Source organism: Hymenobacter tenuis (assembly GCF_054780495.1).
Genome location: NZ_BAAGWF010000001.1, coordinates 1,954,863 through 1,977,188 on the forward strand (window position 1 = coordinate 1,954,863; position 22,326 = coordinate 1,977,188).

Annotated in this window: 23 protein-coding genes; 16 read left to right on the forward strand and 7 right to left on the reverse strand. The window is 57.2% G+C overall.

All coding sequences use genetic code 11. The features are described 5' to 3' along the window. Window positions 1–347 precede the first annotated feature (347 nt). Window positions 348–1,733, forward strand: coding sequence for a UDP-N-acetylmuramate--L-alanine ligase (locus tag ACYVGU_RS08500; RefSeq protein ID WP_460621686.1), 1,386 nt, complete (start codon window positions 348–350; stop codon window positions 1,731–1,733). Window positions 1,734–1,834: 101 nt separating this feature from the next. After that, on the forward strand, window positions 1,835–2,545 hold the full coding sequence (locus ACYVGU_RS08505) for an alpha/beta fold hydrolase (protein WP_460621687.1): 711 nt from the start codon (window positions 1,835–1,837) through the stop codon (window positions 2,543–2,545). A 171-nt stretch (window positions 2,546–2,716) separates the two neighbouring features. Here ACYVGU_RS08505 and ACYVGU_RS08510 read toward each other — a convergent pair whose 3' ends face one another. Together ACYVGU_RS08510 and ACYVGU_RS08515 are read right to left on the reverse strand one after the other, a co-directional pair. Then, complete coding sequence (locus ACYVGU_RS08510; protein ID WP_460614393.1) at window positions 2,717–3,286, reverse strand: hypothetical protein; 570 nt, start codon at window positions 3,284–3,286, stop codon at window positions 2,717–2,719. Between the two features lie 25 nt (window positions 3,287–3,311). Continuing rightward, window positions 3,312–4,109, reverse strand: a complete 798-nt coding sequence (locus ACYVGU_RS08515; protein ID WP_460614394.1) for a M48 family metallopeptidase — start codon at window positions 4,107–4,109, stop codon at window positions 3,312–3,314. 295 nt (window positions 4,110–4,404) lie between these two features. On the opposite strand from ACYVGU_RS08515, the gene ACYVGU_RS08520 reads away from it, so the two are divergent. Both ACYVGU_RS08520 and ACYVGU_RS08525 read left to right on the forward strand, forming a co-directional pair. Further along, window positions 4,405–5,019 (forward strand): fumarylacetoacetate hydrolase family protein, encoded by a 615-nt coding sequence (locus tag ACYVGU_RS08520; protein WP_460621688.1) that lies wholly within the window; start codon window positions 4,405–4,407, stop codon window positions 5,017–5,019. 125 nt (window positions 5,020–5,144) lie between these two features. After that, window positions 5,145–7,151, forward strand: a complete 2,007-nt coding sequence (locus ACYVGU_RS08525; protein WP_460621689.1) for a M23 family metallopeptidase — start codon at window positions 5,145–5,147, stop codon at window positions 7,149–7,151. A 93-nt stretch (window positions 7,152–7,244) separates the two neighbouring features. On the opposite strand, the gene ACYVGU_RS08530 is transcribed toward ACYVGU_RS08525, so the two are convergent. Next, the gene (locus ACYVGU_RS08530; protein ID WP_460621690.1) at window positions 7,245–8,585 is read right to left on the reverse strand and encodes an NAD(P)/FAD-dependent oxidoreductase; all 1,341 of its coding nucleotides are present in this window, start codon (window positions 8,583–8,585) and stop codon (window positions 7,245–7,247) included. Window positions 8,586–8,805: 220 nt separating this feature from the next. Here ACYVGU_RS08530 and ACYVGU_RS08535 point away from each other — a divergent pair, with 220 nt between their 5' ends. From ACYVGU_RS08535 to ACYVGU_RS08560, 6 genes are all read left to right on the forward strand, one after another. Next, window positions 8,806–9,381, forward strand: a complete 576-nt coding sequence (locus tag ACYVGU_RS08535) for a lipocalin family protein (RefSeq protein WP_460621691.1) — start codon at window positions 8,806–8,808, stop codon at window positions 9,379–9,381. 67 nt (window positions 9,382–9,448) lie between these two features. Further along, the gene (gene bcp / locus ACYVGU_RS08540) at window positions 9,449–9,898 is read left to right on the forward strand and encodes a peroxiredoxin (RefSeq protein ID WP_460621692.1); all 450 of its coding nucleotides are present in this window, start codon (window positions 9,449–9,451) and stop codon (window positions 9,896–9,898) included. Between the two features lie 163 nt (window positions 9,899–10,061). Beyond that, entirely contained in the window at window positions 10,062–10,964 is a 903-nt protein-coding gene (locus tag ACYVGU_RS08545) for a transketolase (RefSeq protein ID WP_460622004.1), read from the forward strand. A 20-nt stretch (window positions 10,965–10,984) separates the two neighbouring features. Further along, on the forward strand, window positions 10,985–12,394 hold the full coding sequence (locus ACYVGU_RS08550; RefSeq protein ID WP_460621693.1) for a vWA domain-containing protein: 1,410 nt from the start codon (window positions 10,985–10,987) through the stop codon (window positions 12,392–12,394). After that, window positions 12,391–13,164 (forward strand): phytanoyl-CoA dioxygenase family protein, encoded by a 774-nt coding sequence (locus tag ACYVGU_RS08555; RefSeq protein WP_460621694.1) that lies wholly within the window; start codon window positions 12,391–12,393, stop codon window positions 13,162–13,164. The genes ACYVGU_RS08550 and ACYVGU_RS08555 overlap by 4 nt, the downstream gene beginning before the upstream one ends. Before the next feature lie 61 nt (window positions 13,165–13,225). After that, the gene (locus tag ACYVGU_RS08560; RefSeq protein WP_460621695.1) at window positions 13,226–14,182 is read left to right on the forward strand and encodes a transketolase family protein; all 957 of its coding nucleotides are present in this window, start codon (window positions 13,226–13,228) and stop codon (window positions 14,180–14,182) included. An 86-nt stretch (window positions 14,183–14,268) separates the two neighbouring features. On the opposite strand, the gene ACYVGU_RS08565 is transcribed toward ACYVGU_RS08560, so the two are convergent. Both ACYVGU_RS08565 and ACYVGU_RS08570 read right to left on the reverse strand, forming a co-directional pair. Next, window positions 14,269–14,808 (reverse strand): hypothetical protein, encoded by a 540-nt coding sequence (locus ACYVGU_RS08565; RefSeq protein ID WP_460614404.1) that lies wholly within the window; start codon window positions 14,806–14,808, stop codon window positions 14,269–14,271. A gap of 146 nt (window positions 14,809–14,954) precedes the next feature. Continuing rightward, window positions 14,955–15,608 carry a zinc ribbon domain-containing protein gene (locus ACYVGU_RS08570; protein WP_460621696.1) on the reverse strand — a complete coding sequence of 218 codons (654 nt, stop codon included), beginning with the start codon at window positions 15,606–15,608 and terminating at the stop codon, window positions 14,955–14,957. A 129-nt stretch (window positions 15,609–15,737) separates the two neighbouring features. Between ACYVGU_RS08570 and ACYVGU_RS08575 the strand changes: the two genes are divergently transcribed. After that, window positions 15,738–16,478, forward strand: coding sequence for a DUF481 domain-containing protein (locus tag ACYVGU_RS08575; RefSeq protein ID WP_460621697.1), 741 nt, complete (start codon window positions 15,738–15,740; stop codon window positions 16,476–16,478). A 28-nt stretch (window positions 16,479–16,506) separates the two neighbouring features. Here ACYVGU_RS08575 and ACYVGU_RS08580 read toward each other — a convergent pair whose 3' ends face one another. Next, window positions 16,507–17,481, reverse strand: coding sequence for a hypothetical protein (locus ACYVGU_RS08580; RefSeq protein ID WP_460621698.1), 975 nt, complete (start codon window positions 17,479–17,481; stop codon window positions 16,507–16,509). A 143-nt stretch (window positions 17,482–17,624) separates the two neighbouring features. Here ACYVGU_RS08580 and ACYVGU_RS08585 point away from each other — a divergent pair, with 143 nt between their 5' ends. The 4 genes from ACYVGU_RS08585 to ACYVGU_RS08600 all read left to right on the forward strand — a co-directional run bounded on the left by ACYVGU_RS08585 (window position 17,625) and on the right by ACYVGU_RS08600 (window position 20,559). After that, window positions 17,625–18,176: an RNA polymerase sigma factor gene (locus ACYVGU_RS08585; RefSeq protein WP_460621699.1), complete on the forward strand. Its 552-nt coding sequence runs from the start codon at window positions 17,625–17,627 to the stop codon at window positions 18,174–18,176. 30 nt (window positions 18,177–18,206) lie between these two features. Beyond that, window positions 18,207–18,662: a hypothetical protein gene (locus tag ACYVGU_RS08590; RefSeq protein WP_460621700.1), complete on the forward strand. Its 456-nt coding sequence runs from the start codon at window positions 18,207–18,209 to the stop codon at window positions 18,660–18,662. Between the two features lie 25 nt (window positions 18,663–18,687). Continuing rightward, complete coding sequence (locus ACYVGU_RS08595; RefSeq protein WP_460614410.1) at window positions 18,688–19,170, forward strand: hypothetical protein; 483 nt, start codon at window positions 18,688–18,690, stop codon at window positions 19,168–19,170. Between the two features lie 183 nt (window positions 19,171–19,353). Next, window positions 19,354–20,559, forward strand: coding sequence for an aspartate aminotransferase family protein (locus ACYVGU_RS08600; protein ID WP_460621701.1), 1,206 nt, complete (start codon window positions 19,354–19,356; stop codon window positions 20,557–20,559). A 30-nt stretch (window positions 20,560–20,589) separates the two neighbouring features. Here the strand turns inward: ACYVGU_RS08600 and ACYVGU_RS08605 are convergent, their stop codons facing one another. Beyond that, complete coding sequence (locus tag ACYVGU_RS08605) at window positions 20,590–21,018, reverse strand: tellurite resistance TerB family protein (protein WP_460614412.1); 429 nt, start codon at window positions 21,016–21,018, stop codon at window positions 20,590–20,592. A 260-nt stretch (window positions 21,019–21,278) separates the two neighbouring features. Here ACYVGU_RS08605 and pfkA point away from each other — a divergent pair, with 260 nt between their 5' ends. Next, entirely contained in the window at window positions 21,279–22,250 is a 972-nt protein-coding gene (gene pfkA, locus ACYVGU_RS08610) for a 6-phosphofructokinase (RefSeq protein ID WP_460614774.1), read from the forward strand. Window positions 22,251–22,326 lie beyond the last annotated feature (76 nt).

Here is a 22,326-nt window from a genome sequence, read left to right on the forward strand (position 1 = left end):
AGCTTTGGCCCGCGAGGCCGATAGTTTTAGGCGGTCATCCATCCGGTCGTTCATCACTTAAGTAAGCACTACAAGGTAAGCAGCTTGGGCGGTTTGTACAGATGCATCGAGAAATTTCCTTCGGCATGCCGCCCAATTTTTCGCAAAGGGGTACAAAGCTAACGGCTGAGGCTTACAATCTGGAATGGCGGGGAAAGGTTTCTTTTCAGATTGACCGAGGTGTAGCCGACCAAGCTTTCTATGTATTCTTTATGGGGCTGGTTGGGCTTTTTATGCCCCCTAGCCCCGCGCCTCTGCACCTCTCACCCAATCAGCTTACCTTTGCCGCCTGCTTATCTATTTCCTGAATGGCCGCTACTCCTTCTTCGCTCCAACGTTTGCACCTGATTGCCGTCGGGGGCAGTATTATGCACAATCTGGCCCTGGCCCTGCACAAAAGCGGCGCCCACGTTACGGGCTCCGATGATGAGATTTTTGAGCCGGCCAAAAGCCGACTTATGGCTGCTGGGCTGCTGCCGGCCCAAGAAGGCTGGTTTCCAGAGAAAATCACCGCCGACCTCGATGCCGTAATTGTAGGCATGCATGCCCGCCAAGACAACCCAGAGCTGCTAAAAGCCCAGGAGCTAGGGCTGCGGGTGTACTCGTTTCCGGAGTATATCTACGAGGCCTCAAAGAATAAGCAGCGCATTGTTATAGGCGGCTCGCACGGTAAAACCAGCATCACCTCCCTCATACTGCATGTGTTGCGCTACCACAAGCGCAAATTTGATTATGCCGTGGGCGCCCAGCTGGAAGGCTTCGATTTGATGGTGCAGCTCACGGAAGATGCTCCCATAATCATTATTGAGGGCGATGAATACCTGTCGTCGCCGATTGACCGGCGGCCCAAGTTTCATTTGTACCAGCACCACATCGGCGTTATTTCCGGCATCAGCTGGGACCACATCAACGTGTTCCCAACGGAGGAAATTTACCGCGAGCAGTTCAAGATTTTTGCGGAGATGACGCCCAAAGCGGGCACGCTCATCTATGACCAGGACGACGAACAGGTTCAGCTGGTAACGGTGCCTAGCAACCCCGATGTCACCTATATCGGCTACGGTCCGCATGAGCACGTTATCCGCGACGGCAAGACGTTCTTGCTCACCAAGCGCGACGAGGAAGTGCCCGTGAAGGTGTTCGGCGAGCATAACCTGCGCAATATTTCGGCGGCCAAGGAAGTATGTAAGCAGCTCGGCATTAAGGGCAAAGATTTCTACGAAGCCCTAGGCTCATTTAAGGGAGCAGCCCGCCGCCTGGAGTTGGTAAAGGAAGGAGGCAACTCCGTAGTGTACAAGGATTTTGCGCACGCTCCCAGCAAACTCAAAGCCACGGCCTCGGCCTTCAAAAAGCAGTTCCCGAAGCGCAAGCTGGTGGCCTGCTTGGAGTTGCACACATTCAGCTCCCTCAACCCGGAGTTCCTGCCCCAGTACGCCCACACCTTTGATACGCCCGATGTGGCCGTGGTGTACTTTAACCCGCATGTGCTGGAACACAAGCGCCTCCCGGCCCTGCCGCCGGCAGCGGTGCAGCAAGCCTTCCAACGCCCCGATTTGCAGGTGTTTACTGATAGCCGGCAGCTAGCCGATTTTCTGCACGCTCAAAACTGGCAGGATGCCAACCTGTTAATGATGTCGTCGGGCACTTTTGACGGGCTGAACCTGACGGAGCTAGCCACTGAAGTGACCAAGTAACCGCCCGCACGGGGCCGCGGGCACTAGGTGCCGCTATGGGTTAAACCGCCTTTTGAGCGGTTTGGCCTGTGGCAGAGGCTAGTACCCCGGCTCCCTACTACATGAAACATACTATTCTGCTTCTGCACGGCGCCCTGGCCTCTGAAGCTCAGCTGAAGTCACTGGCGCGAGAGCTGCCCCCCTTCTATAATGTGCTTTCGTTTTCATTTGCAGGACACGGAGGCAAGCCACTGGTGGCCAATGAGTTTACCATGAAACACATGGCCCGCGAGGTTATGGCGTTTATTCGGGACAACACCTTGCCACCGGTGCACGTGTTTGGGTACAGCATGGGTGGCTATGCGGCGCTGGCGGCGGCCACCGAGGCCCCCGAGCTGTTCAGCAGCATCACTACCCTAGGCACCAAGTTCGACTGGTCGCCGGCCACGGCCGTAGCCGAAACGCGCTTTCTGGACGCGGAGAAAATGCGCGAAAAGGCCCCGCAGTTTGCTGAGCAGCTTGAAAAGCTTCATGCTCCTACCCCACTGCCAGAACTGCTAGCCGCTACCTCCTCCCTGATGCGCAACCTCGGTGAAGCCCCCCTGCTCACAACTTCCAATCTGGCCCGGCTGGAAGTGCCCGTGCAAGTACTAGTGGGTGAGCTTGACAAAACGGCTGGCGTAGATGCCTCCCAGTACTACGTCGACCATATGCCGCGCGCTACCTTCGAAATCCTCATGAACACCCCACACCCGCTCGAGAAGGTCAACCCCGACCTGCTGGTAAACCGCATTGCGCGCTTCGTGGAGCTGGTACAGGAAGGGCTGGCGTAAGCCTGGTTTTTCGTTTGTACCCACAAAAAGGCCCGCCATTTCTGGCGGGCCTTTTTGCTTATGTATTCTGTGGCTTTGGTGGCTCGGGTTTAGGGCGGCGCCGGTCAGTAGTTACCAGTAGGGCAAGGGCCGTAAGCGAAAGGCGCAGAATCCATTTGCGGCTGAGCATGGCTACCGACGGGGGAAAAAGCTGTTGGTTTCTTCTACGCGCAGGTCGCAGCTGCTGCCGCCGGTGTTTTCCTCGCAGGTAGTGCCCACAATTTCGTTTTTCTCGAAGTTGAAAAAGCAGAACGTGCACCCCACGCCCGTTATGATGTAACGGGCCGCGTTGGAGGTCAGGTACAGGCTATTGTCAGAGGAAGTTTGCAAGGGCAAGGCCATGGCCCGGTACATGCCGTTGCGCAGCCCCATGCCCACCAGATAGTAAATGGCTTTGTCTTTGGGCGTTTCCTGCACTTTCCGAATCACCGTTTTATCGATGGCGGTGCCGTCGCCGAACTCGCGGGTAAAGGCGGCCGACAACTGCTCCCGCGGTACAATAAACTGGATTTTCCCTTCCGAGACGGCAGCCACCTGTTTACTGGTAGCTTCCAGCTTGCGCCGGTTTACCACGTCTTGGTCGGTGGAAGGCGAGCTAACCTCCGGAAAGCCGCGCTTAGTGGTTTCGCAGGCGCTCAGGCCGGTTAGCAGCAATGCCACCCCTAGCAGCGGAGAAGATATATAACGCAGGAAACGATTCATTAGTAGCTAATTCAGCAGACCACGTTTAGCGGCCTTTATAATACGTACGGGCCTCGGGCAATTGCTTCTGAATGTCAGCAATGCGCGTGTCGTTGGAGGGGTGAGTTGACAGGAATTCAGGTGGCGAGGCAGCGTTTTCGCGGGCCGCCATGCGCTGCCAGAACGCTACGGCATCATCGGGGTTGTAGCCCGCCATGGCCATAAATATAAGGCCTAGGCGGTCGGCCTCCGACTCTTGGTTGCGGCCATATTTCAGCATTCCTAACGAGGAGCCCACTCCTACGGCCTGCAAAAACACATTCTGGATAGCCGTTGGGTTCTGGCCTACCGCCGTCGATACCACGCCGCCCAGACCCTGCGTGGCCATTTGCTGGCTCATACGCTCGGAGCTATGACGCGCTACGGCGTGGGCAATTTCGTGGCCCATTACCACGGCCAGGCCGGTTTCATCCTGCGTGATGGGCAGAATACCGGTGTACACGGCTACTTTTCCGCCGGGCATACACCACGCGTTTTCCTGCTTATCATTGATGAGGTTAAACTCCCATTGGTAACCTTCTAGCTGTGCCTGCTGGCCCTGTTGGCGGAAGTAGCTTTCTACGGCCTGCTGAATGCGTTGCCCCACCCGCTTTACCATTTGAGCTTGAGTACCGCTGCTCACTACCTGGCTGGATGACAGCACCTTCTGGTATTCCGTGGCGGCCATGGTGTTCATTTCTGTATCCGAAACAAGGCTGAGCTGCCGCCGGCCCGTAATGGGTACGGTGGAGCAGGCCGCCGACAGAAACAGACAGCCGGCCAACGCAAGATTTTGGAATTTCATATGCACGTAAGTAAAAAGGAAGAGAGACCTATCCGGGCTGCTGCGCAGGACATGCCCTGGAGTGGACCCGGGTTGGTGAGTTGCTATACGTGAGGCAGCAGGCAAAATGTTTGCCGCCGCCCGACGCATAGCGTGGAGCTGGCCAAACAGGGGTTTCGGGGCCGCGAATTAAACGCTATTTTTGGCTTTTAAGGGTACAGGCCCCTAGGCACCCGCAGCGGCAAAAGCTCGCTTTACCAGTACTAGGGTCTTTTGTTGCCTGAACCCACCCAACGCCCGCACCCGCTTACCTGCCATGAAAATACTCTGCATCGGCCGCAACTACGCTGAACATATAGCTGAACTCCAGAACGAAACGCCGGACGCTCCCGTCATTTTTGCCAAGCCCGATACGGCCCTGCTCCAGCGCAACCAGCCGTTTTTCATGCCCGATTTCTCCCAAGACATTCACCACGAAATAGAGCTGGTACTACGCATCTGCAAAAACGGCAAGAACATCGACGAGAAATTTGCCCCCACGTACTTCGATGCCATCGGTTTGGGCATCGACTTCACGGCCCGCGACCTGCAGAGCAAGCTGAAAAGCAAGGGCTTACCCTGGGAGCTGGCGAAAGGCTTTGATGGCTCGGCGCCAATCTCGCAGGAGTTTAAGCCGGTAGCTGCCTTCCCTGATCTGAAGAATATTGACTTCCGGCTGGAGGTAAACGGCGAGGTACGCCAGCAAGGCAACTCGGGCCTGATGCTGCATGATTTCAACAAGATCATCAGCTACATATCCCAGTTTATTACCCTCAAAATGGGCGACCTGATTTTCACGGGTACGCCCAGCGGTGTAGGTCCGGTGAAAATCGGCGACCAACTGACGGGCTACCTGGCCAACGAGAAACTACTGGACTTGGCCGTAAAGTAACCCCTAGTCTTTTTCCTGAGAGGGCACCGTCTTCCCTGGCTGCTAGCCTGGGAGGCACGATAATGGCTAGCCTCTGCTAAAGAGGCCCTGCGGCCGCCTTCTTTTTCCTGCTGATTACTTGTTGAATGCCTGCTATATTGAATAACCGGCCGCGCCTCCTGCTAAGTGTGGCGTTGCCTATTCTGTTGCTGATGGGGTTGCAGCCCGCCGCCTGCGGCAGCCACCAGCCCGACTCAACGGAGAAACCCAAAGCCGCCCAGCCTCCGGGCCCCGGCCCGCGCCCAGCCGTAGCGCCAGGCTACTTTCTTTTCCCGATTAAGCCGGGCAAGCAGAATTTTCTGGCCGCCAGCATGGGTGAGCTACGCCCCAATCACTTCCACGGCGGCCTCGACATCAAGACCGATGGCACCGTAGATTTGCCCGTTTACGCCGCCGCCGATGGCTACATCTCCCGGATGAAGCAGAGCAGCTACGGCTACGGCAACGTGCTCTACATCACGCACCCCAACGGGCTGGTTACGGTGTATGGGCACCTCAACCATTTCCGGGGGCCGGTGGCCGAGGAAATGCGCCGACGCCAGTACGAAAAGCAGACCTATGAGCTGGAGCTGTTCTTCAAGCCCGAGCAGTTCCCCGTGAAGCGAGGCGAGGTGGTGGCGCTTTCGGGTAATACGGGCGGCTCCGCGGGGCCACACTTGCACTGGGAAGTACGCACCGCCGACGATAACCAGCTAAACCCCTTGCAGTGGGGCGGCTTTACCGAGATTCAGGACCATGTGGCACCTAGTCTGCAGGCGTTTGCCGTAGAGGCGCTGGGCATTGAGAGCCGGGTGCAGGGCCGCTTTGGGAAGGCAGTATTTGTACCAAAGGCGCCTCCACTGCCGGGTGGGGGTGGCTACGTGTGGGCCGATACCATTCCGGCCTATGGCACCGTGGGGCTGTTAGTCCAGGGCTTCGACCGGTTTGATCAGGCCTGGAATAAAAACGGGTTTCAGAAGGTGGAGGTGCTAGTAAACGGACAGCCGCTCTACAGCCATGTGGTGGATAATATTCCGTTTCCGGATGGCTCGCGGCAAGTAAACCAGCACATGGATTACGAGTGGCGGGCAACCCAGGGTCGGCAGCTGGAAAAGCTGTTCGTAGATGATGGCAACGACCTGAGCATTTATACCGCCGGCCCCGAGAAAGGTAAGCTGCGCGTGGAAGCCGGCAAAACCTATAGCGTGGAGGTTAAGATGAGCGACTCGTATGGCAACACCACGCCGCTGCGCTTTGTGCTGCGCGGGCAGGAGCCAACGTACCACAAAACCCGCTCGGCCGCCGTAAAAACCCCGGCCCTACGCTACGATATCAGCCGCAACATGCTGGTAGCCACCGCTGCCGACCCCGACACTGCTGCTGTAGGCGGAAACCTGACCTTATTTAAGGGAAGCCGCCGCCTTACGCTCAAGCCCAGCTACACGGAGCAAAGCCAGAACGTGTACCTCTACGATTTGCGCGCCGGCCGGCCCGACTCCCTGCAGTTTGGCAACATTACCAAGCGGTTTGAGCGGCAGGCCCTGATTCCATCGGGGCAGGAGTTTGGCTTCTCAACGGCGAACCTAAACCTGGGTTTTGGCCCCCAAACATTGTACGACACCCTCTACGTCCAGACCAGCTACAAGGCGGGCCTCTGGACGGTACACCAACCCCGTACGCCGCTGTACCATACCTTGGCGCTCACGCTTAAGCCCGAAACCCCAGTGCTGGACCAGGCCCGTTCGGCTATTTATAGCGTTACGGCCAAGGGCGGGCGAGCGTACGTAGGCGGCAAATGGCAGGGCAATACCATCACGGCGCCCATCAAAACCTTTGGCCAGTTTCGCATTCTTACTGATACCGTTCCACCATCGGCTCGCCTCATCAGCCGGGGCCCCGGAGGCGTGGTGTTTAAGGTAGGCGATGACCTTTCAGGCCTGGCCAGCTATAAGCTGGAGGTGAATGGGCAGTTTCGGATGCTGCGCTTCGAGCACAAAAACTCGACCCTCTTTACGGAGCGCGATGACAAGCTCGGCCCCGCCCTGCGCGGGCCGGCCACGCTGCGCCTCACTGACCAAGCCGGCAACGAGAAGGTGATTCACGTAACGCTGTAAGCCTGCTGCCTTCACACTCAAACCAAAGCCACGGGGCGATACTCACCTTGAGTATCGCCCCGTGGCTTTGGCAGTTATAGATAGCTAGTAGCTTTAATCAGCAGCATGATGCCGCGCATACTCCGCCCCAACTTTGTCGCTAGGATGAATGTAGGGCTGGATGATAATGCGGGTGCCGCGCTGGTACGTAAAGAACCGATACAGCCAGTTCGTCATCACAATGAGCTTGTTGCGAAAGCCTACTAGGTAGTAAATGTGTACAAACAGCCACGCCAGCCACGCAATAAAGCCACTCAGGCTTTTGTTTCCGGGCAAATCGGCCACGGCGCGGGCGCGGCCCACAATAGCTAAAGAGCCCTTATCAAAGTACTCAAAAGGTTGCCACGCCTGCTGGCGGCGTTGGCGCACTAGGTTTTTCGCTAGTAACTGACCCTGCTGAATGGCGGGCTGAGCCACCTGCGGATGCCCTTTTGGCCACTTCTCCGTCTTCATTAAGGCCACATCTCCGATGGCAAAAATGTCCTCGAAGCCCGCCAGCTGGTTGAACTGATTTACTAGGTAGCGGCCCCGCTCCAAGGTCTCGGCGGGCAGGCCCTCTATGGTGGCGCCGGTTACCCCTGCGGCCCACACCAACGTCTGGCCTTTAATCTGCTCCCCGTCTTTAAACGTCACCGTCTGCCCATCATAGGAATCCACCAGCTTGTTGAGCTTGATGATAACGCCGAGCTCCTCCAGGTACTTCTGCGTATGTCGGCTCGATTCCGGCGACATGGGCGGCAACACCCTGTCCAAGCCATCGACGAGGTAAATGTTCATCTGTTTGAAATCGAGGCCCGGGTAGTCGCAAGGCAGTACGTGCTGGCGCATTTCGGCCAATGAGCCTGCTAGCTCTACCCCCGTTGGGCCAGCGCCAGCAATTACAATATTGAGCAGGCTCTGGCGAAGCTCAGGGTCGCGGGTTAGGTTGGCCTGCTCGAAGCTTTGCAGTAGCTGGCTGCGCAGGTTTACGGCATCAGTTAGGTGCTTGAGCCCGAAGGCGTTCTGCTTGATCTGCTCGTTGCCGAAGTAATTTGACCTAGTGCCGGTGGCAATAACCAGGTAATCGTAGCGTACCTCTCCAATAAGAGTGCTGACGGTTTTGGTGGCCGGATTTACGCCCGTGACGCGCACAAAGCGAAAGTGAAAGTCCTTTTGATCATCAAACAGTTTCCGGATGGGCTCGGCAATCGACTCGGGCTCCAGACCCGCCGTGGCTACCTGATACAGCAGCGGCCAGAAGCCGTGGTAGTGCTGCTTACTTAGCATCACTACCTGAAACTCCGAGTCGGGCAGGTGTTTCGTTAAATTAACAGCTCCAAAGCCGCCGCCAATTATCACAACGCGCGGCTTGGTAGTTTCCGGGATATTGAGCGTGAGTTGTTCCAGGTGCAACATATGCAGGAAAGAAAGGATAACGCCTTCTATACGAAGCCGCTCGCAAGTCGACTGCTACTGTTGACTTCCGGCGGCACCAGCCCCTAGTCATAGTACGCCCGCAACTCCGCGTACGGGTGCGTGGCTTCATGGGCCTAGTAGTCGGTCTTCTTGATGGTAGGCAGCATCTTAGGAGTAGCTGGCCCCGTAAACCCAGCAATTCACTTATATTTTCTTTCGTATGGCTAACCTGCTCAAGCGCCGTCCTCCTGTTCTGTTTGCCGCTGCAGCGGCCGTCCTGACTACGGGGGTGGCGGCCTACTCCTATGCCCGTCGTAAACTGCAGCCCCATCTGCCCACCGTAGACCACGTAAACCTGCACAAATACTCCGGCCTCTGGTATGAAGTAGCTCGCCTGCCTACCCGCTTCGAGAAGGGCTGCCAGCACGTAACGGCGCAGTACAAGCTGCAGCCCAATGGCAAGGTGAAAGTGGTGAACACCTGCCATAAGGAAAGCCTTAATGGCCCCGCCGAAACCGTTACCGGCACCGCCCGCGCCATTGACAAGACCAACGCCAAACTTAAAGTACAGTTTTTCTGGCCTTTTGAAGGCGACTACTGGGTGCTGGACCTCGACCTTGCAGACTACCGCTATGCGTTGGTGGGCGAGCCGGGCCGCAAAAACCTCTGGATCCTGAGCCGGACGCCCCACCTCGACCGCAGCATCCGCGACCGGCTGGTGGCCCACGCCCGCGAGCTAGGCTTCCCCGTTGAGAACCTCATCTTCACGCCCCAGCCCATAGCCAGCAAGCCCTAGCACAAACCTCCGCATCTGATTAGCGCAAGCCAAACTTCCGTTCTACCTTCGCGCAAACAACTGCGCAATGGCTTTACCTCAAGTTGGCGAGCAGGCTCCGGCCTTCGAAGCCCCCGACCAAAACGGCATCACTCACCGCCTCCAGGACTACGCCGGCCGCAAAGTGGCGCTGTACTTTTATCCCAAAGACGATACCTCCGGTTGCACCGCCCAGGCCTGCAACCTACGCGACAATTACAATAGTCTGCTCAGCGCCGGCATTCAGGTGCTAGGCGTGAGCATCGACTCTGAGAAATCGCACCAGAAGTTTGCTACCAAGCACGAGTTGCCCTTTCCGCTGCTCGTGGATGAAGACAAGAAACTAGTGGAGGCCTATGGCGTGTGGCAGGAAAAGTCAATGTACGGCCGCAAGTACATGGGCACCATGCGCTACACGTTCCTGATTGATGAGCAGGGCTCCATCGAGAAAGTCATTACCAAAGTCGATACTAAGAACCACGCCGCTCAGCTGCTATAGTTCCGGAGAAGCCCCGCCCCCTGTTGGCGGGGCTTTTTTGTTGGGGGCTACCTAGTATTTCCTACCACTGCCCTGCTCTTTCTTTCCGCTATTCCGCCCCTGCTTTCCTCTCCCACCCAACTTCCTACCTTTGCCTCACCAACCCCTTATTCAACCTGACCCTATGTCGCAGGATACGTCATTTGCCGCCTCTTCCGAAACTCACGCTCCGGGCGCCGCTACCTCCGTTGCCGAGCTAAACCAGATTGCCTCTCAAGTACGCCGCGACATTGTGCGCATGGTACACGCCGTTAACTCGGGTCACCCCGGCGGCTCGTTGGGCTGCACTGATTTGCTGGTTGCACTGTACTTCAAAGTGATGAAGCACACGCCGCAGCCCTTCGATATGAACGGTACCGGCCAGGATCTGTTTTTCCTGTCGAATGGGCACATTTCGCCGGTTTTCTATTCGGTGTTGGCCCGCTCCGGCTACTTCCCCGTGAGTGAGCTAGCTACCTTCCGCAAGCTAAACTCTCGGTTGCAGGGCCACCCCGCCACCCACGAGCACCTGCCCGGTGTACGCATAGCTTCCGGCTCACTAGGCCAAGGATTGAGCGTAGCCATTGGCGCGGCGCAGGCTAAAAAGCTGAACGGCGACGAGCGCAAAGTTTTTGTGCTGATGGGCGACGGTGAACTGGAAGAAGGCCAGATTTGGGAAGCGGCCATGTACGCTCCGCACCACAAAGTAGATAACCTGATTGCCTTCGTAGACCGCAACGGCCAGCAGATTGACGGCCCTACCGAAAAAATTGGCGGCCTCGGCGACCTGCGCGCTAAGTTTGAAGCCTTCAACTGGCGCGTGCTCGAAACCGACGGCAACCAGTTTGAAACCCTGCTTCCTACCATCGAAGAAGCTCTGCAGCTGAGCGGCCAGGGCCAGCCCATTATGGTGCTGATGGATACGCAAATGGGCTACGGTGTCGACTTCATGATGGGCTCGCACAAGTGGCACGGCGTGGCCCCGAACGACGAGCAGTTGGAGAAAGCCCTGCAGCAGCTTATCGTGGAGAAAGCCTCCGATTACTAGGTCAGTTTAGCTTGCAAAGCATGAGCCTGCGCACATTTTGGGTCCGCTACGGGATGTTGGTACTAGCCCTACTCTGGCTGGCAACCCCTACTCGTGCCCAAAACGTGCCGCCGGAAAAACCCCGTACCACCAGGATTCTGTTTTTACTGGATGCCTCGGGCTCTATGCTGGCTCCCTGGGAAGGGAAGGCACGGATGGAGGTGGCCAAAAGCATGTTAGCTCGTATGGTTGACTCGCTGAACACCTACCCCAACTTGGAGCTGGGGCTGCGGGTGTACGGCCATCTGTACGATAAATCAGAAAACAACTGCGAGGACTCACGGCTGGAAGTGGCTTTCGCACCCAAAAATGCGGGAGCCATTAAAGCCAAGCTTAAAACCATTGAGCCCCGCGGCAACACGCCCATCACGTACTCGCTGCTCCAATCGGCCGCCGATTTCCCGGCAGACAAAACAGCCCGTAACGTACTGATTCTGATTACCGATGGCCTGGAGTCGTGTAAAGGTGACCCGTGTGCTACGGCCGTGGCCCTACAGCGGAAGCGGGTGTTCCTGAAGCCCTTCGTGATTGGCATTGGGGCCGAGCGGGAGTTTGGCAAGCAGCTGGAATGCCTGGGGCAGTACTACAATGCCGCCGACGTGAAAACCTTCCGCACGGTGCTCAACGATGTGGTAGCCCAAACGCTGGCCAAAACTACCGTGGCCGTTAACCTAACCGATGCGCAAGGCCGGCCCGTGGAGTCGGATGTGAACATGACGTTTATTAACAGCGTCACGGATCAGCCGGAGTACAACTACGTGCATTACCGCGACGCCCAAGGCAAACCCGACGTGCTCGACATTGATGCTTTGCAAAGCTACGACCTGCTTATCAACACGGTACCGCCGGTGCGTCAGCCGAACCTGGCCATCAAGCCCGGCAAAGCCAACCTGCTAACCTTCAAAACCCCGCAAGGCACGCTGTGGCTGCAAAGCCCCAATCTGTCGCCTAACCCTTACGGCAAAGTGCAGGCGGTGGTGCGGGCGCAGGGTAACCCGGCTACGGTAGTGGCCCTACCCTTCGGTAGCAAGCAAAAGCTACTCGCCGGTAACTATGAGGTAGAGCTCCTGACGCTACCCCGCCAGCTTCGGCGCATCACGGTGAAGCAGGGCCAGGAAGTTTCCGTAACCTATGAAGCACCCGGTATCCTGAACATTATATCGGATCTGAAAGGCTACGGCAGCATTTACCGCCTTAACAACGACGAGTCGCAGACGTGGCTGTATAACCTGCCGGACGGGGGTAGCAGCAAAATCAACCTGCCCATGCAGCCGGGTGCGTATCGCCTCGTGTTCCGTACCGCCACCGCCACTGGCAGCAAATACACCGACGTGCGCAACTTCACCATTCGGCCGGGTCAAACCAGTTCGGTTAGCATTTTCGGTCGATGATAGAAGCACCTCAGTGTAGCGTCTTGGATGGACTAGCAGCCGAGCTGGCTGAAAATGGGTATGCCATGCTGCCCCATGTTTTCTCCTCCGAAGAAATAGCCGGGCTGCTACGCATTATCGAAAGCGCCGAAACTACTTCTGCCAACTTCCGCCAGAGCCGCGACGTGTTTGCCATCCGCAACCTGCTAACAGAAATTCCGGCACTGCGTGCGCCCCTTCTGACGCCTAGGTTGCGAAACGTATTGCACGAGCTGTTTCCCGAAGCTACTCCGCATCTGACCAAAGCTATTTACTTTGACAAGCCTGCTGGCTCTAATTGGCTGGTGGCCTGGCATCAGGACGTGATGATCAGCGTAAACTGCCGCAAGGAGCTGCCGGGGTATGGCCCGTGGTCGGTGAAGGGCGATGAAGTGGCCGTACTACCCCCTACCGATGTGCTAAACCGCACCGTAACGCTGCGCCTTCATCTCGATGATTGCGACGCCACCAACGGCGCCTTAAGGGTGGTGCCTGGTTCCCATCAGCATGGCGTTATACCGAACGATCAGCTTCCGGGTTTCACAGAATCGGCGGTAGTCTGTGCCATTCCGGCAGGTGGCCTGATGCTGATGAAACCGCTGCTCCTGCACGCTTCACACCGCAGTACCAGCAGCCGTCCGCGCCGCGTACTTCACCTGGAGTTCAACACCGCTGAGCTACCGGAGGGCCTAACGTGGCGCGAGCGGCTGGATTTGTATCCAACAGAACCTAAAATACCATGCTTGATCTAGCGCGTCCGCGCAGCTGAAGCATAGCAATGATAAAAACGACAAACTCCCAACCTACCATAGCATGAAAGACTTCCCCTACACCGAATCGAAAGATACCCGCAGCGGCTTTGGCGCGGGCCTGCAAGAGCTGGGCAAAACCAACCCCAACGTAGTAGCCCTGTGCGCTGACCTCATTGGCTCGCTCAAGATGGATGCCTTCATCAAAGACAACCCCGAAAGGTTTTTCCAGGTGGGCATTGCTGAGGCTAACATGATGGGCCTGGCTGCGGGCCTCACCATTGGGGGTAAAATTCCGTTCACGGGCACCTTCGCCAACTTCAGCACGGGCCGCGTGTACGACCAGATTCGGCAGAGCATTGCCTACTCGGGCAAGAACGTGAAGATCTGCGCTTCGCACGCGGGCCTGACCCTGGGCGAGGACGGTGCTACGCACCAGATTCTCGAGGACATCGGGATGATGAAGATGCTACCACACATGACGGTCATCAACCCCTGCGACTACAACCAAACCAAAGCCGCTACCATTGCCATTGCCGATTACGAAGGCCCGGTGTATCTGCGCTTTGGCCGCCCCGTAGTGCCCAATTTCACGCCCGCTGACCAGACGTTTGAAGTTGGCAAAGGTGTGCTGCTGAACGAAGGCACCGACGTGAGCATTTTCGCTACGGGCCACTTGGTTTGGAAGGCCATTCTGGCCGGCAAGCTGCTGGCCGAGAAAGGCATCAACGCCGAAATCATCAACATCCACACTATTAAGCCTCTGGATGCCCAGATGATTCTGGAATCGGCGCGCAAAACGCGTTGCGTGGTAACGGCCGAAGAGCACCAGATGCATGGCGGCCTCGGCGACTCCATCGCGCAGCTGCTGGCCCGCGAGGAGCCGCTGCCCCTGGAGATGGTAGCCGTAAACGATTCCTTCGGCGAATCGGGCACACCTGACCAACTGATGGAGAAATACGGCCTCAACGAGCAGGCTATTGTGGCCGCCGTAGAGAAAGTAATGGCCCGCCGGAAGTAGGTTTGGGCTTCGCCCCACCCTAGCAAAAAGCCCCTGCTGCTCCTTTAGCGGCAGGGGCTTTTTGTTGCTGATAGGCTCCGGTTAGGCTATTGCAGCAGGCTAGCCAACCGCTGCTCCAGTACCGCATCCAGATACAGCCACTGCGCCCGATTTTGAAATGTATAGTCCTGGTAGCAAGCCAAAAAAGCCTGGGTTTCCTGGTAGAGGTCCGGCATCAGTTCGGGGGCCCCTTCTGCGGCGCGTTCGTAGTCTGCGGCCAGGCCATAAATCCAGCCTACTTCCCTATCCGATTCTACTAGGGTCCGAAGGCGGTAAAGCGACCGGATAAGCTGCCCCAACGACCACTCCCCCGCTGCCAGTTGCTGCTGCAGCCACCCCAAGCAGGGCCGCACAGAAAACGACTCTTCGGAAGCATGAGCCAAAAATCCAGGAACTTCTGGCTTAGCGGTATGCACCAGACGGTAAAGGCCCACGAAAAAATCAGTCGGCTCATCCTCCCGTAGCAGCACCTCGTCAACCCACTCACTGATATCAGGGAGGGTTATTACATCTAGCTGCAACCCAACCCGCGCGTAAAAAGCGGCTTCTGCTGGGGGTAACCCGCTGAATTCGATATCCAGTTTCATGGAGTTCTCTTTACGGATTTACTAGGCGAGGTTTTACTTTACGTATACGGCACGCTGCGCGGGTTGCAGGTCGACAGTAATGCACGTGAGCTGTATACAGCAATAGACTGGCTTACAGAATGATGGAGCAGTAGCCCGGCGTAGGGTTAGCTGTTCTTCGCCCCGCACTCGGCGCAGAAGCGTTGGTCAGCTTTTACGGTTGCCCCGCAGCTGCCGCAGAATTTTTCCTTGGGTTGGGCCGTGGCGTTTGGGGTGCCGCACTCCGGGCAGAACTTCTGGCCAGGGCTGAGCTTAGCGCTGCAACTCGAGCACTGCACTATACCGCCCCGGTTCAGGAAATCTAGGTCTTTGGTGTAGTCCTGCTCGCGCGTTTTGGTGCGAATTTGCTCGCTGGCCGCCTGCCGTTGCTGCGCCGCTAGCTCCTCGTGCTCGTCGGGAGCACAGTCTTCGCAGAGGCCGGCTTTGTGGTTCCAGCATACATCGGGGCACACCCAATGGCCGCAGCGGGTGCATTGCTTAAAGTACTGCTTGCCTTCCTGCACGGCCTTTTCTAAGGCTTCGTCGTGGGCTTTGCCGCCTATGGCACGCTGCACGTGGTAAGCAGCGGTGCCCGCATCGTAAAAGCTGCCCCCGAACAGGCTGCCGGCGGCACGCATCAGCTCCCCGGCAATACCAATGCTGTTAGGATGAAACCGCGACATGTGGCCGTTCCGGCATTTGTCGCAGTAAAACTTAAACTGAAAGCCTTTATCAGTGGATAAATCATCGTGGTTGGCGACGAACTGAATCAGATTGCTCATAAGGTGAGGGGAAAGGTTGTGGGCTAAAAATAGCATTTGTATATATTCTATTTCAACTCCGGTTTCAACTCCCCTCCGCTTCGGCTTGTATACTTGCATTTTGTTTGAGGAATTTGCCTCTCTGCCTGCATGCGTTTTTATCTCTTTCTGCTGGTTTGCAGCACTGTTCTTCTGCTCGCCGCTGCCAGTACAGCCCACGCCCAACAAGCTGATACAACCATCATTCGGTACACCGGCCAACTTTCGGGGCAGTATGCGGCGGGCGGCGTTAACCGCACGTTGTTTGCTACTTCGCACGCCGTTACGTTGCTGCGGGGGCTTCACTTTGGAGCGCCGGTTGCGGCCGGTTTCACGTATGGCAAGCAGGACAGGGTACTGAAGGAGCGGGAATGGAGCGCCAACGCTACCCCGTACTACTGGAAAGGCCGCTTCCGCTTTTATGGCATTGGGGGCTACGAGCGGAGCAACCTGCGCGGCATTGATAATCGGTTTCAGCTGGGAGCCGGTCCGGGCTGGGCCTTCTACTCCGATTCGCTAGGGCGGGAAGTAGCCGTAAGCAACCTGCTGATTCGGGAAGCCACGTACTTTCAGGATGGCACTAGCCGTATCGTCTCGCGCAACTCCACGCGTCTGAAGGTGGCCTATTCCTACCGCGTGTTTACCCTGAGCTCTACCACCTTCTACCAGCCCAACCTCCAGAATTTCCGCGACGACTACCGCATCACGCAGTTTTCGACGTTGGCCTTGCGCTTTACGCCCCGTTTTGCCATCACCAGCACGTACTCCTATACCTTTGAGAAGCGCGTGCTGGAAGGCAAGCCCAATGACAACACCAACGTAACGGTTGGGGTAGCCTTCAGCACCAAGTAAGGGTTGAGCCCAGGAAGCACCCTAGCCCCTAGCGCTTCTGAAACTTGCCCAGATACGCCAGCGCCGCCTGCTCATCCCGGATTTCTGTAGATGACAGGTGGCTGAGCAGTGGATACAGCTGCTGCTTGAACACGACCAGGTCGGGGTGCTTGCCGTGCAGGATTTCCAGTTGCGTGGTTGCACCATTGGTTAGCAACTGGCGGGTGTAGGTGCGCGGCACGTGCTGTTCGACCAACCACATAGCCAGGCCCGATACCACAATGGGGTCGGGGCTATTGAGGCCTTTTACAATCTCGGGCATGAGCGGGGCCCAGCCGGCGGCACTAGGGGGCTGATAGCGGTAAAAGCCCCGCACCAGCTGCAACAGGCGCCCACCTACCTCCGAGTCGCGCAGATACGGCAGCAGCTGCCGGGCCTGGTCGGGAGTTTGGAGGCGAGCGGCAAGCTGCGCGGTGGCTTTCTCGCGCACACTATCGGGGGCGGCGCTGCACAATACTGCCAGCGCTTCTGCAAAGGCTAGGCCCTCCGGGCGTTGTAAGTGCGCCAGCGCCGCCTGAAAATCTGCATCTCGGAGCCGCGAGGATTTTCGCCGGATGCCGTTTACGGCTGCCGTATCATGGGCTACAGTGGCGGGCAACGCCCGGAATGCGGCCTGGAACTCCATGGTGTGCAGTTCGCGCAGCGGCCAGGCCGCATTCAGTTGGGCCAACGTAATGGGCGTAACTGGGTTTGGCGAAGTACAAGGCCTAGCAGGTTGCGAGCGAAGCGTAACCAGCATGATATTATCTAGACCAATGACAGTGGCATCCGGAAAGCCCATGGGCTTAATGGTGGCCATGCACACGGTTTGCTTGTTCTGGTTCAGCTTAGCTACGAAGTCAGCGGTGGTAGTGCCGGTGGGCAAGCCCCATATTTCTACTTCTGATACTTTTACTTGCGCTAGCCCCTGCCCAGCGCTCAGCCACCCCAGACCGAGCATCACAAGCCCACACCGTATTTTCATAGTACACACCCAGATAGTTGTAAGACAGCAGAATAGCTAGTTTTCACCCTATAGGGCAGCAATATATTCGTTTCCCGCGTTAAACCTTGCCCCTGCTACCCACTCTAACGCGTCAAACCCTCGCCCCTAACCCGCTCCCCTGATTGGAAGACCAGGAGATACTTGCCAAATTCCGAGACCCGGCTTCCCGCAACGTGGCCTTTAATCAGCTGGTGCGCAAGTACCAGCAGAAGGTGTATTGGCATGTGCGCAAGATGGTTATCGACCACGATGATGCCGACGACCTCACGCAGGACGTGTTCATCAAGGTCTGGAACCACCTCGAGAACTTCCGGCAAGATGCCTCGCTTTACACCTGGCTTTACCGCATTGCCACCAATGAGTGCCTGACGCTGCTGCAGAGCAAGCGCCGCAAGTTTTTCCTGCCTCTCAACGATGTCGGAAGCGAGCTAACGGCTAAGCTGGAAGCCGATGAAAGCCTAGCCGGCGACGAAATAGAGCTCAAACTGCAGAAAGCCATCCTGCGCCTCCCGGACAAGCAGCGCCTCGTGTTCAACCTGCGCTACTACGATGAAATGCCCTACGAGCAGATGGCCGAAGTAACCGGCACCTCCGTAGGCGCGCTCAAAACCTCATATCATCACGCCGCCAAAAAAATTGAGCAATACGTTAACGAACAGTCGCTGAACGATTAAACCTGACGGCCCTCACCGGCTCTAACCGATATGAATACTCCTTTCCGTCTGGATGAACACCGGCGCCGGCCCCAGCCGCCGCTGGCCGCCCCGCCAGACCGCTACTTTGAGCAACTGCCCATGCGCATCATGCAGCGCGTGCAGCCCGAAGCACCCGCCCAGGAAGCGGTTTGGGGCTGGCTCACAACCCTGTCGGCACCGCTACGCACGGCATTGGCTTCAGTGGTGGTACTAGGCGGATTTGCTGCCACCTTCCTGTTGAGCACCACCCCTACCCCTCCGGCAGGCCCAAACCCCTTAGCCCAGGTACCGCGCGAACAAATGGTGCAGTACCTACTGGCCTCCGAGCAACGCGTTACGCTCACGGATCTGGCCGAGCTTTCGGCCACTGCGCAGGAATTGCCCGACGAGTCGTACCTCGAGGCGTCGCCGGACGAGGTGCAGGAGGCACTGGATGCGCAGCCCACGGAGGACGTTTTTCTCTAACCGCTATTTTCGCTTTTCTCTCCCTATGAAATACCTTTTTCGCAGCCTTCTGGCGCTGTTGCTTTTTACTTCCTTGCCCGGTGTGTCGGTTGCCCAAACGGGCCGCCAGGAACGCTTGAGCCAGCTGGAAAACGCCAAAATTGCCTACATCACCGATAAAATTTCGCTGACGCAGGAACAGGCCCAAAAGTTCTGGCCCGTGTACAACGACTTCACTGACAAACGCCGCGACCTGAACCGCCGCCAGCGCCAGCTCCGCATCACGTCTCCCGAAGCCCTCACCGATCAGCAAATCAAGGAAAACCTGACCCAGGCCCTTGACCTGCGCCAACAGGAAGTAAAACTGGAGAAGGATTACTTCGATAAGTTTCAGAAGGTGCTCAGCATCCGGCAGGTAGGCCAGCTCTACGCCGCGGAGCGCGACTTCACCCGTGAAGTCATCAAACGCGTGGCCGACCGCCGGGGCGGCCCTCGTGGCCTAAAACCTCAGGAACGAGAAAGTAATTAGGCTTTCAAACGCGCCTAACTAGGTAAAGCGGCTGCTTCGGCAGCCGCTTTTTTGTTATAACTATCTATCAGTCATCACAAAGCAGCTTAATAGAAAGGCGGCGTTGTAGTGCTAGGTTATTAGGTAGTAGCACATCGGCAACCGTTGTGGCGTACCTTTGCGGCCCGAATTGGTTTCTTGTATATGCTTACTCCCCGCCAGCTTTTTCTGCGCCATCAGGCCCAAACCTCCGACTTCCCGCTGCTGCTTGAAATTGAGCGCGCCGAAGGGGTGTACATGTACGGGCCGGAAAATGAGCGCTACCTCGATTTGATTTCCGGCATCGGGGTCAGCAACGTGGGGCACCGCCACCCGCGGGTACTGCAGGCTATTCAGAATCAGCTCGATAAATACCTGCACCTGATGGTGTACGGCGAGGTAGTGCAGGCTCCGCCCGCGCTACTAGCCCAGGCCCTGCACGCAACCCTGCCGGCCCACCTCGACAACGTGTACTTCACGAATTCCGGCACCGAGGCTGTGGAAGGCGCTTTAAAGCTGGCCAAGCGCCACACGGGCCGCACGGGCTTGCTTTCCAGCCATAATGCCTACCACGGCTCCACGCACGGCGCGCTCAGCATTACAGGTTCCGAGGGGTTCAAGAACGCATTCCGCCCGCTGCTGCCCGATGTGCGCCATTTCCGCCACAACAACTTCGATGACCTGGCCCTGATTGACGAGCACACCGCCGCCGTGGTCATCGAAACGGTGCAGGGCGAAGCGGGCGTGCGCGTACCGGCGCCGGGCTATTTGCCGGCGTTGCGCCAGCGCTGCACCGAGGTAGGCGCCTTGCTAATACTGGATGAAATCCAATGCGGTTTTGGCCGGACAGGCACCTTCTGGGCTTTCGAGCAGTTCGGCATTGAGCCCGATATTCTGCTCACGGCCAAAGGCATGGGCGGCGGGATGCCCATCGGAGCCTTCATTTCGTCGCAGGAAATTATGGCCGGGTTCAAGACGAATCCTATCCTAGGGCACTGCACTACCTTTGGGGGCCATCCGGTTTCCTGCGCGGCTTCTTTGGCCACGCTGCAAACCATTCAGGAAGAGAATTTACTAGGAGGCGTAGCCGAAAAAGCCGCCCGAATTCGGCGGCAGCTGGTGCACCCGGCCATCAGGGAGGTGCGGGGCTGCGGCCTGCTGATGGCCGTGGAGTTCGACTCGTTTGAGGTGCTGAAGCCCATCATCGACCGCGCCCTCTGGCACGAACGCCTGCTCACCGACTGGTTTCTGTTCTGCGACAATTCCCTGCGCATTGCTCCGCCGCTTACCATCACCAACGAGCAGATTGACGAAGCCTGCGCGGGCCTGCTGCGGGCTATTGAGTGGGTAGTACCTAGCGCCCAAGGGTAGCCTTGAGGGCGGTTTGGGTAGCTGTAAGGCCTAGTGTTCCAGGAAAGCCTGCGAGTCTTCTTTGATTTGCTCTTTCGGGAAGCCGTCTTTCACGCCCTGTGATATTTTACGCACCAATACGCCTACCACATCTTTGCGGAAACCTAATTTCTCGGCCATATCCACACAAAATTCCATTTCCGTATCGTCCACGATGCCATCGGCCAACATCATATCCACTAGGTCAAAAATCTGGTCAAACCGCTCGGAGTCGTTGTCGGGCAGAACCAGATGCACGGAGCTGGCATTGCCCACAATGGAGCGCACATCTTCGGCGCGCATACCGTTTTTCTTGCCCACCTGCACAATGAAACTCATTTCCCGCTCGTCGATGTGCCCATCGGCTTTGGCCAGGGCAACCAGGTTCATGATATGGCTTTTGAGCTTTTTGGTTTGCTCATTTTCAAAAAAACCAAACATATCAGCGAGCATTAGGTAGAGTGGGAGGTAGTACGAGCGGAAGCACTACGGCCCCGAGGTGGGGGCCGCACAAGCACTTAGTAAGGTAGCCAGAAGCGGCGCAGTACACAATACCCCGATACGCAGCCCGAAAAAAAACAGCTGTCTGGCCAGCCTATTTTATCTTTTACCGGGCAAAGCCTTTACTTTCCCCCGGGATTTGCCACCTTTGCCCGGCCCGGCCATGTCCGGGTTTTTGTTTGAGTACCGAAGAGTTTATGATGAAACGCATTGCAGTTTTCACCAGTGGGGGCGATGCGCCCGGCATGAATGCATGCATCCGGGCCGTAGTTCGCACGGCCGTGTACCACGGCATTGAAGTATATGGTATCATGCGCGGCTATAGCGGCATGATCAAGGGCGAGTTCGTGAAGCTGGATTCCGCTTCCGTAGCTAATACCATCCAGAAGGGCGGCACCATCCTCAAATCGGCCCGCAGCCAAAAGTTCCTGACCAAGGAAGGACGCCAGCAGGCGTTCGACCAGCTCGTGAACCACGGCATTGATGGCTTGGTGGCCATCGGCGGCAACGGCACCTTCACAGGGGCTACGCTATTTGAGCAGGAGTTCGGCATCCCGACGGTAGGCGCGCCCGGCACCATCGATAACGACCTGTACGGCACCGACTATACCATTGGGTACGATACGGCCGTGAACACCGCCCTCGAAGCCATCGACAAAATCCGCGACACGGCCGACTCGCACGACCGTTGCTTTTTTGTGGAAGTAATGGGCCGCGACTCCGGCTACATCGCCATTCCGTGCGCCATTGGCGGCGGGGCCGAAATCGTGATGATTCCGGAAACGCAGATGTCGACGGAAGCCGTCATCGAGAACCTGAAATCGGGCTGGCAGCGCTCCAAAACCTCGTTTCTGGTAGTAGTTGCCGAGGGCGACGAAGAAGGAAATGCTCACTCCGTAGCGAAGCAGGTGAAAGCCGCTATTCCGGAGCTCGACACCCGCGTGACCATTATCGGCCATATTCAGCGCGGCGGCGCCCCCTCGGCTGCCGACCGCATGCTAGGCTCCCAGATTGGTATAGCCGCCGTGGAAGGCCTCATGAACGGTATGCGCAACGTAATGGCCGGCATCATCGACCGCAAACTGGTGTACACGCCCTTCTCCGACACCATTCACAAGAAAAAGCTTATCAACCAGAGCTTTATGCGCATGGTTGAAATCCTGAGCGTATAGTTTTTCGGGTAAGTATTCAGGAAATGCAAATTCCCTGTTGAGGCGTACGGTCTCGGCAGGGAATTTGCATTTCACG

Bases quoted from the DNA above. Each gene is read 5' to 3' on its own strand.
- ACYVGU_RS08500 (WP_460621686.1), top strand. From the start codon at position 348: ATGGCCGCTACTCCTTCTTCGCTCCAACGTTTGCACCTGATTGCCGTC.
- ACYVGU_RS08505 (WP_460621687.1), top strand. From the start codon at position 1,835: ATGAAACATACTATTCTGCTTCTGCACGGCGCCCTGGCCTCTGAAGCT.
- ACYVGU_RS08510 (WP_460614393.1), bottom strand. From the start codon at position 3,286: ATGAATCGTTTCCTGCGTTATATATCTTCTCCGCTGCTAGGGGTGGCA.
- ACYVGU_RS08515 (WP_460614394.1), bottom strand. From the start codon at position 4,109: ATGAAATTCCAAAATCTTGCGTTGGCCGGCTGTCTGTTTCTGTCGGCG.
- ACYVGU_RS08520 (WP_460621688.1), top strand. From the start codon at position 4,405: ATGAAAATACTCTGCATCGGCCGCAACTACGCTGAACATATAGCTGAA.
- ACYVGU_RS08525 (WP_460621689.1), top strand. From the start codon at position 5,145: ATGCCTGCTATATTGAATAACCGGCCGCGCCTCCTGCTAAGTGTGGCG.
- ACYVGU_RS08530 (WP_460621690.1), bottom strand. From the start codon at position 8,585: ATGTTGCACCTGGAACAACTCACGCTCAATATCCCGGAAACTACCAAG.
- ACYVGU_RS08535 (WP_460621691.1), top strand. From the start codon at position 8,806: ATGGCTAACCTGCTCAAGCGCCGTCCTCCTGTTCTGTTTGCCGCTGCA.
- bcp (WP_460621692.1), top strand. From the start codon at position 9,449: ATGGCTTTACCTCAAGTTGGCGAGCAGGCTCCGGCCTTCGAAGCCCCC.
- ACYVGU_RS08545 (WP_460622004.1), top strand. From the start codon at position 10,062: ATGTCGCAGGATACGTCATTTGCCGCCTCTTCCGAAACTCACGCTCCG.
- ACYVGU_RS08550 (WP_460621693.1), top strand. From the start codon at position 10,985: ATGAGCCTGCGCACATTTTGGGTCCGCTACGGGATGTTGGTACTAGCC.
- ACYVGU_RS08555 (WP_460621694.1), top strand. From the start codon at position 12,391: ATGATAGAAGCACCTCAGTGTAGCGTCTTGGATGGACTAGCAGCCGAG.
- ACYVGU_RS08560 (WP_460621695.1), top strand. From the start codon at position 13,226: ATGAAAGACTTCCCCTACACCGAATCGAAAGATACCCGCAGCGGCTTT.
- ACYVGU_RS08565 (WP_460614404.1), bottom strand. From the start codon at position 14,808: ATGAAACTGGATATCGAATTCAGCGGGTTACCCCCAGCAGAAGCCGCT.
- ACYVGU_RS08570 (WP_460621696.1), bottom strand. From the start codon at position 15,608: ATGAGCAATCTGATTCAGTTCGTCGCCAACCACGATGATTTATCCACT.
- ACYVGU_RS08575 (WP_460621697.1), top strand. From the start codon at position 15,738: ATGCGTTTTTATCTCTTTCTGCTGGTTTGCAGCACTGTTCTTCTGCTC.
- ACYVGU_RS08580 (WP_460621698.1), bottom strand. From the start codon at position 17,481: ATGAAAATACGGTGTGGGCTTGTGATGCTCGGTCTGGGGTGGCTGAGC.
- ACYVGU_RS08590 (WP_460621700.1), top strand. From the start codon at position 18,207: ATGAATACTCCTTTCCGTCTGGATGAACACCGGCGCCGGCCCCAGCCG.
- ACYVGU_RS08595 (WP_460614410.1), top strand. From the start codon at position 18,688: ATGAAATACCTTTTTCGCAGCCTTCTGGCGCTGTTGCTTTTTACTTCC.
- ACYVGU_RS08600 (WP_460621701.1), top strand. From the start codon at position 19,354: ATGCTTACTCCCCGCCAGCTTTTTCTGCGCCATCAGGCCCAAACCTCC.
- ACYVGU_RS08605 (WP_460614412.1), bottom strand. From the start codon at position 21,018: ATGTTTGGTTTTTTTGAAAATGAGCAAACCAAAAAGCTCAAAAGCCAT.
- pfkA (WP_460614774.1), top strand. From the start codon at position 21,279: ATGAAACGCATTGCAGTTTTCACCAGTGGGGGCGATGCGCCCGGCATG.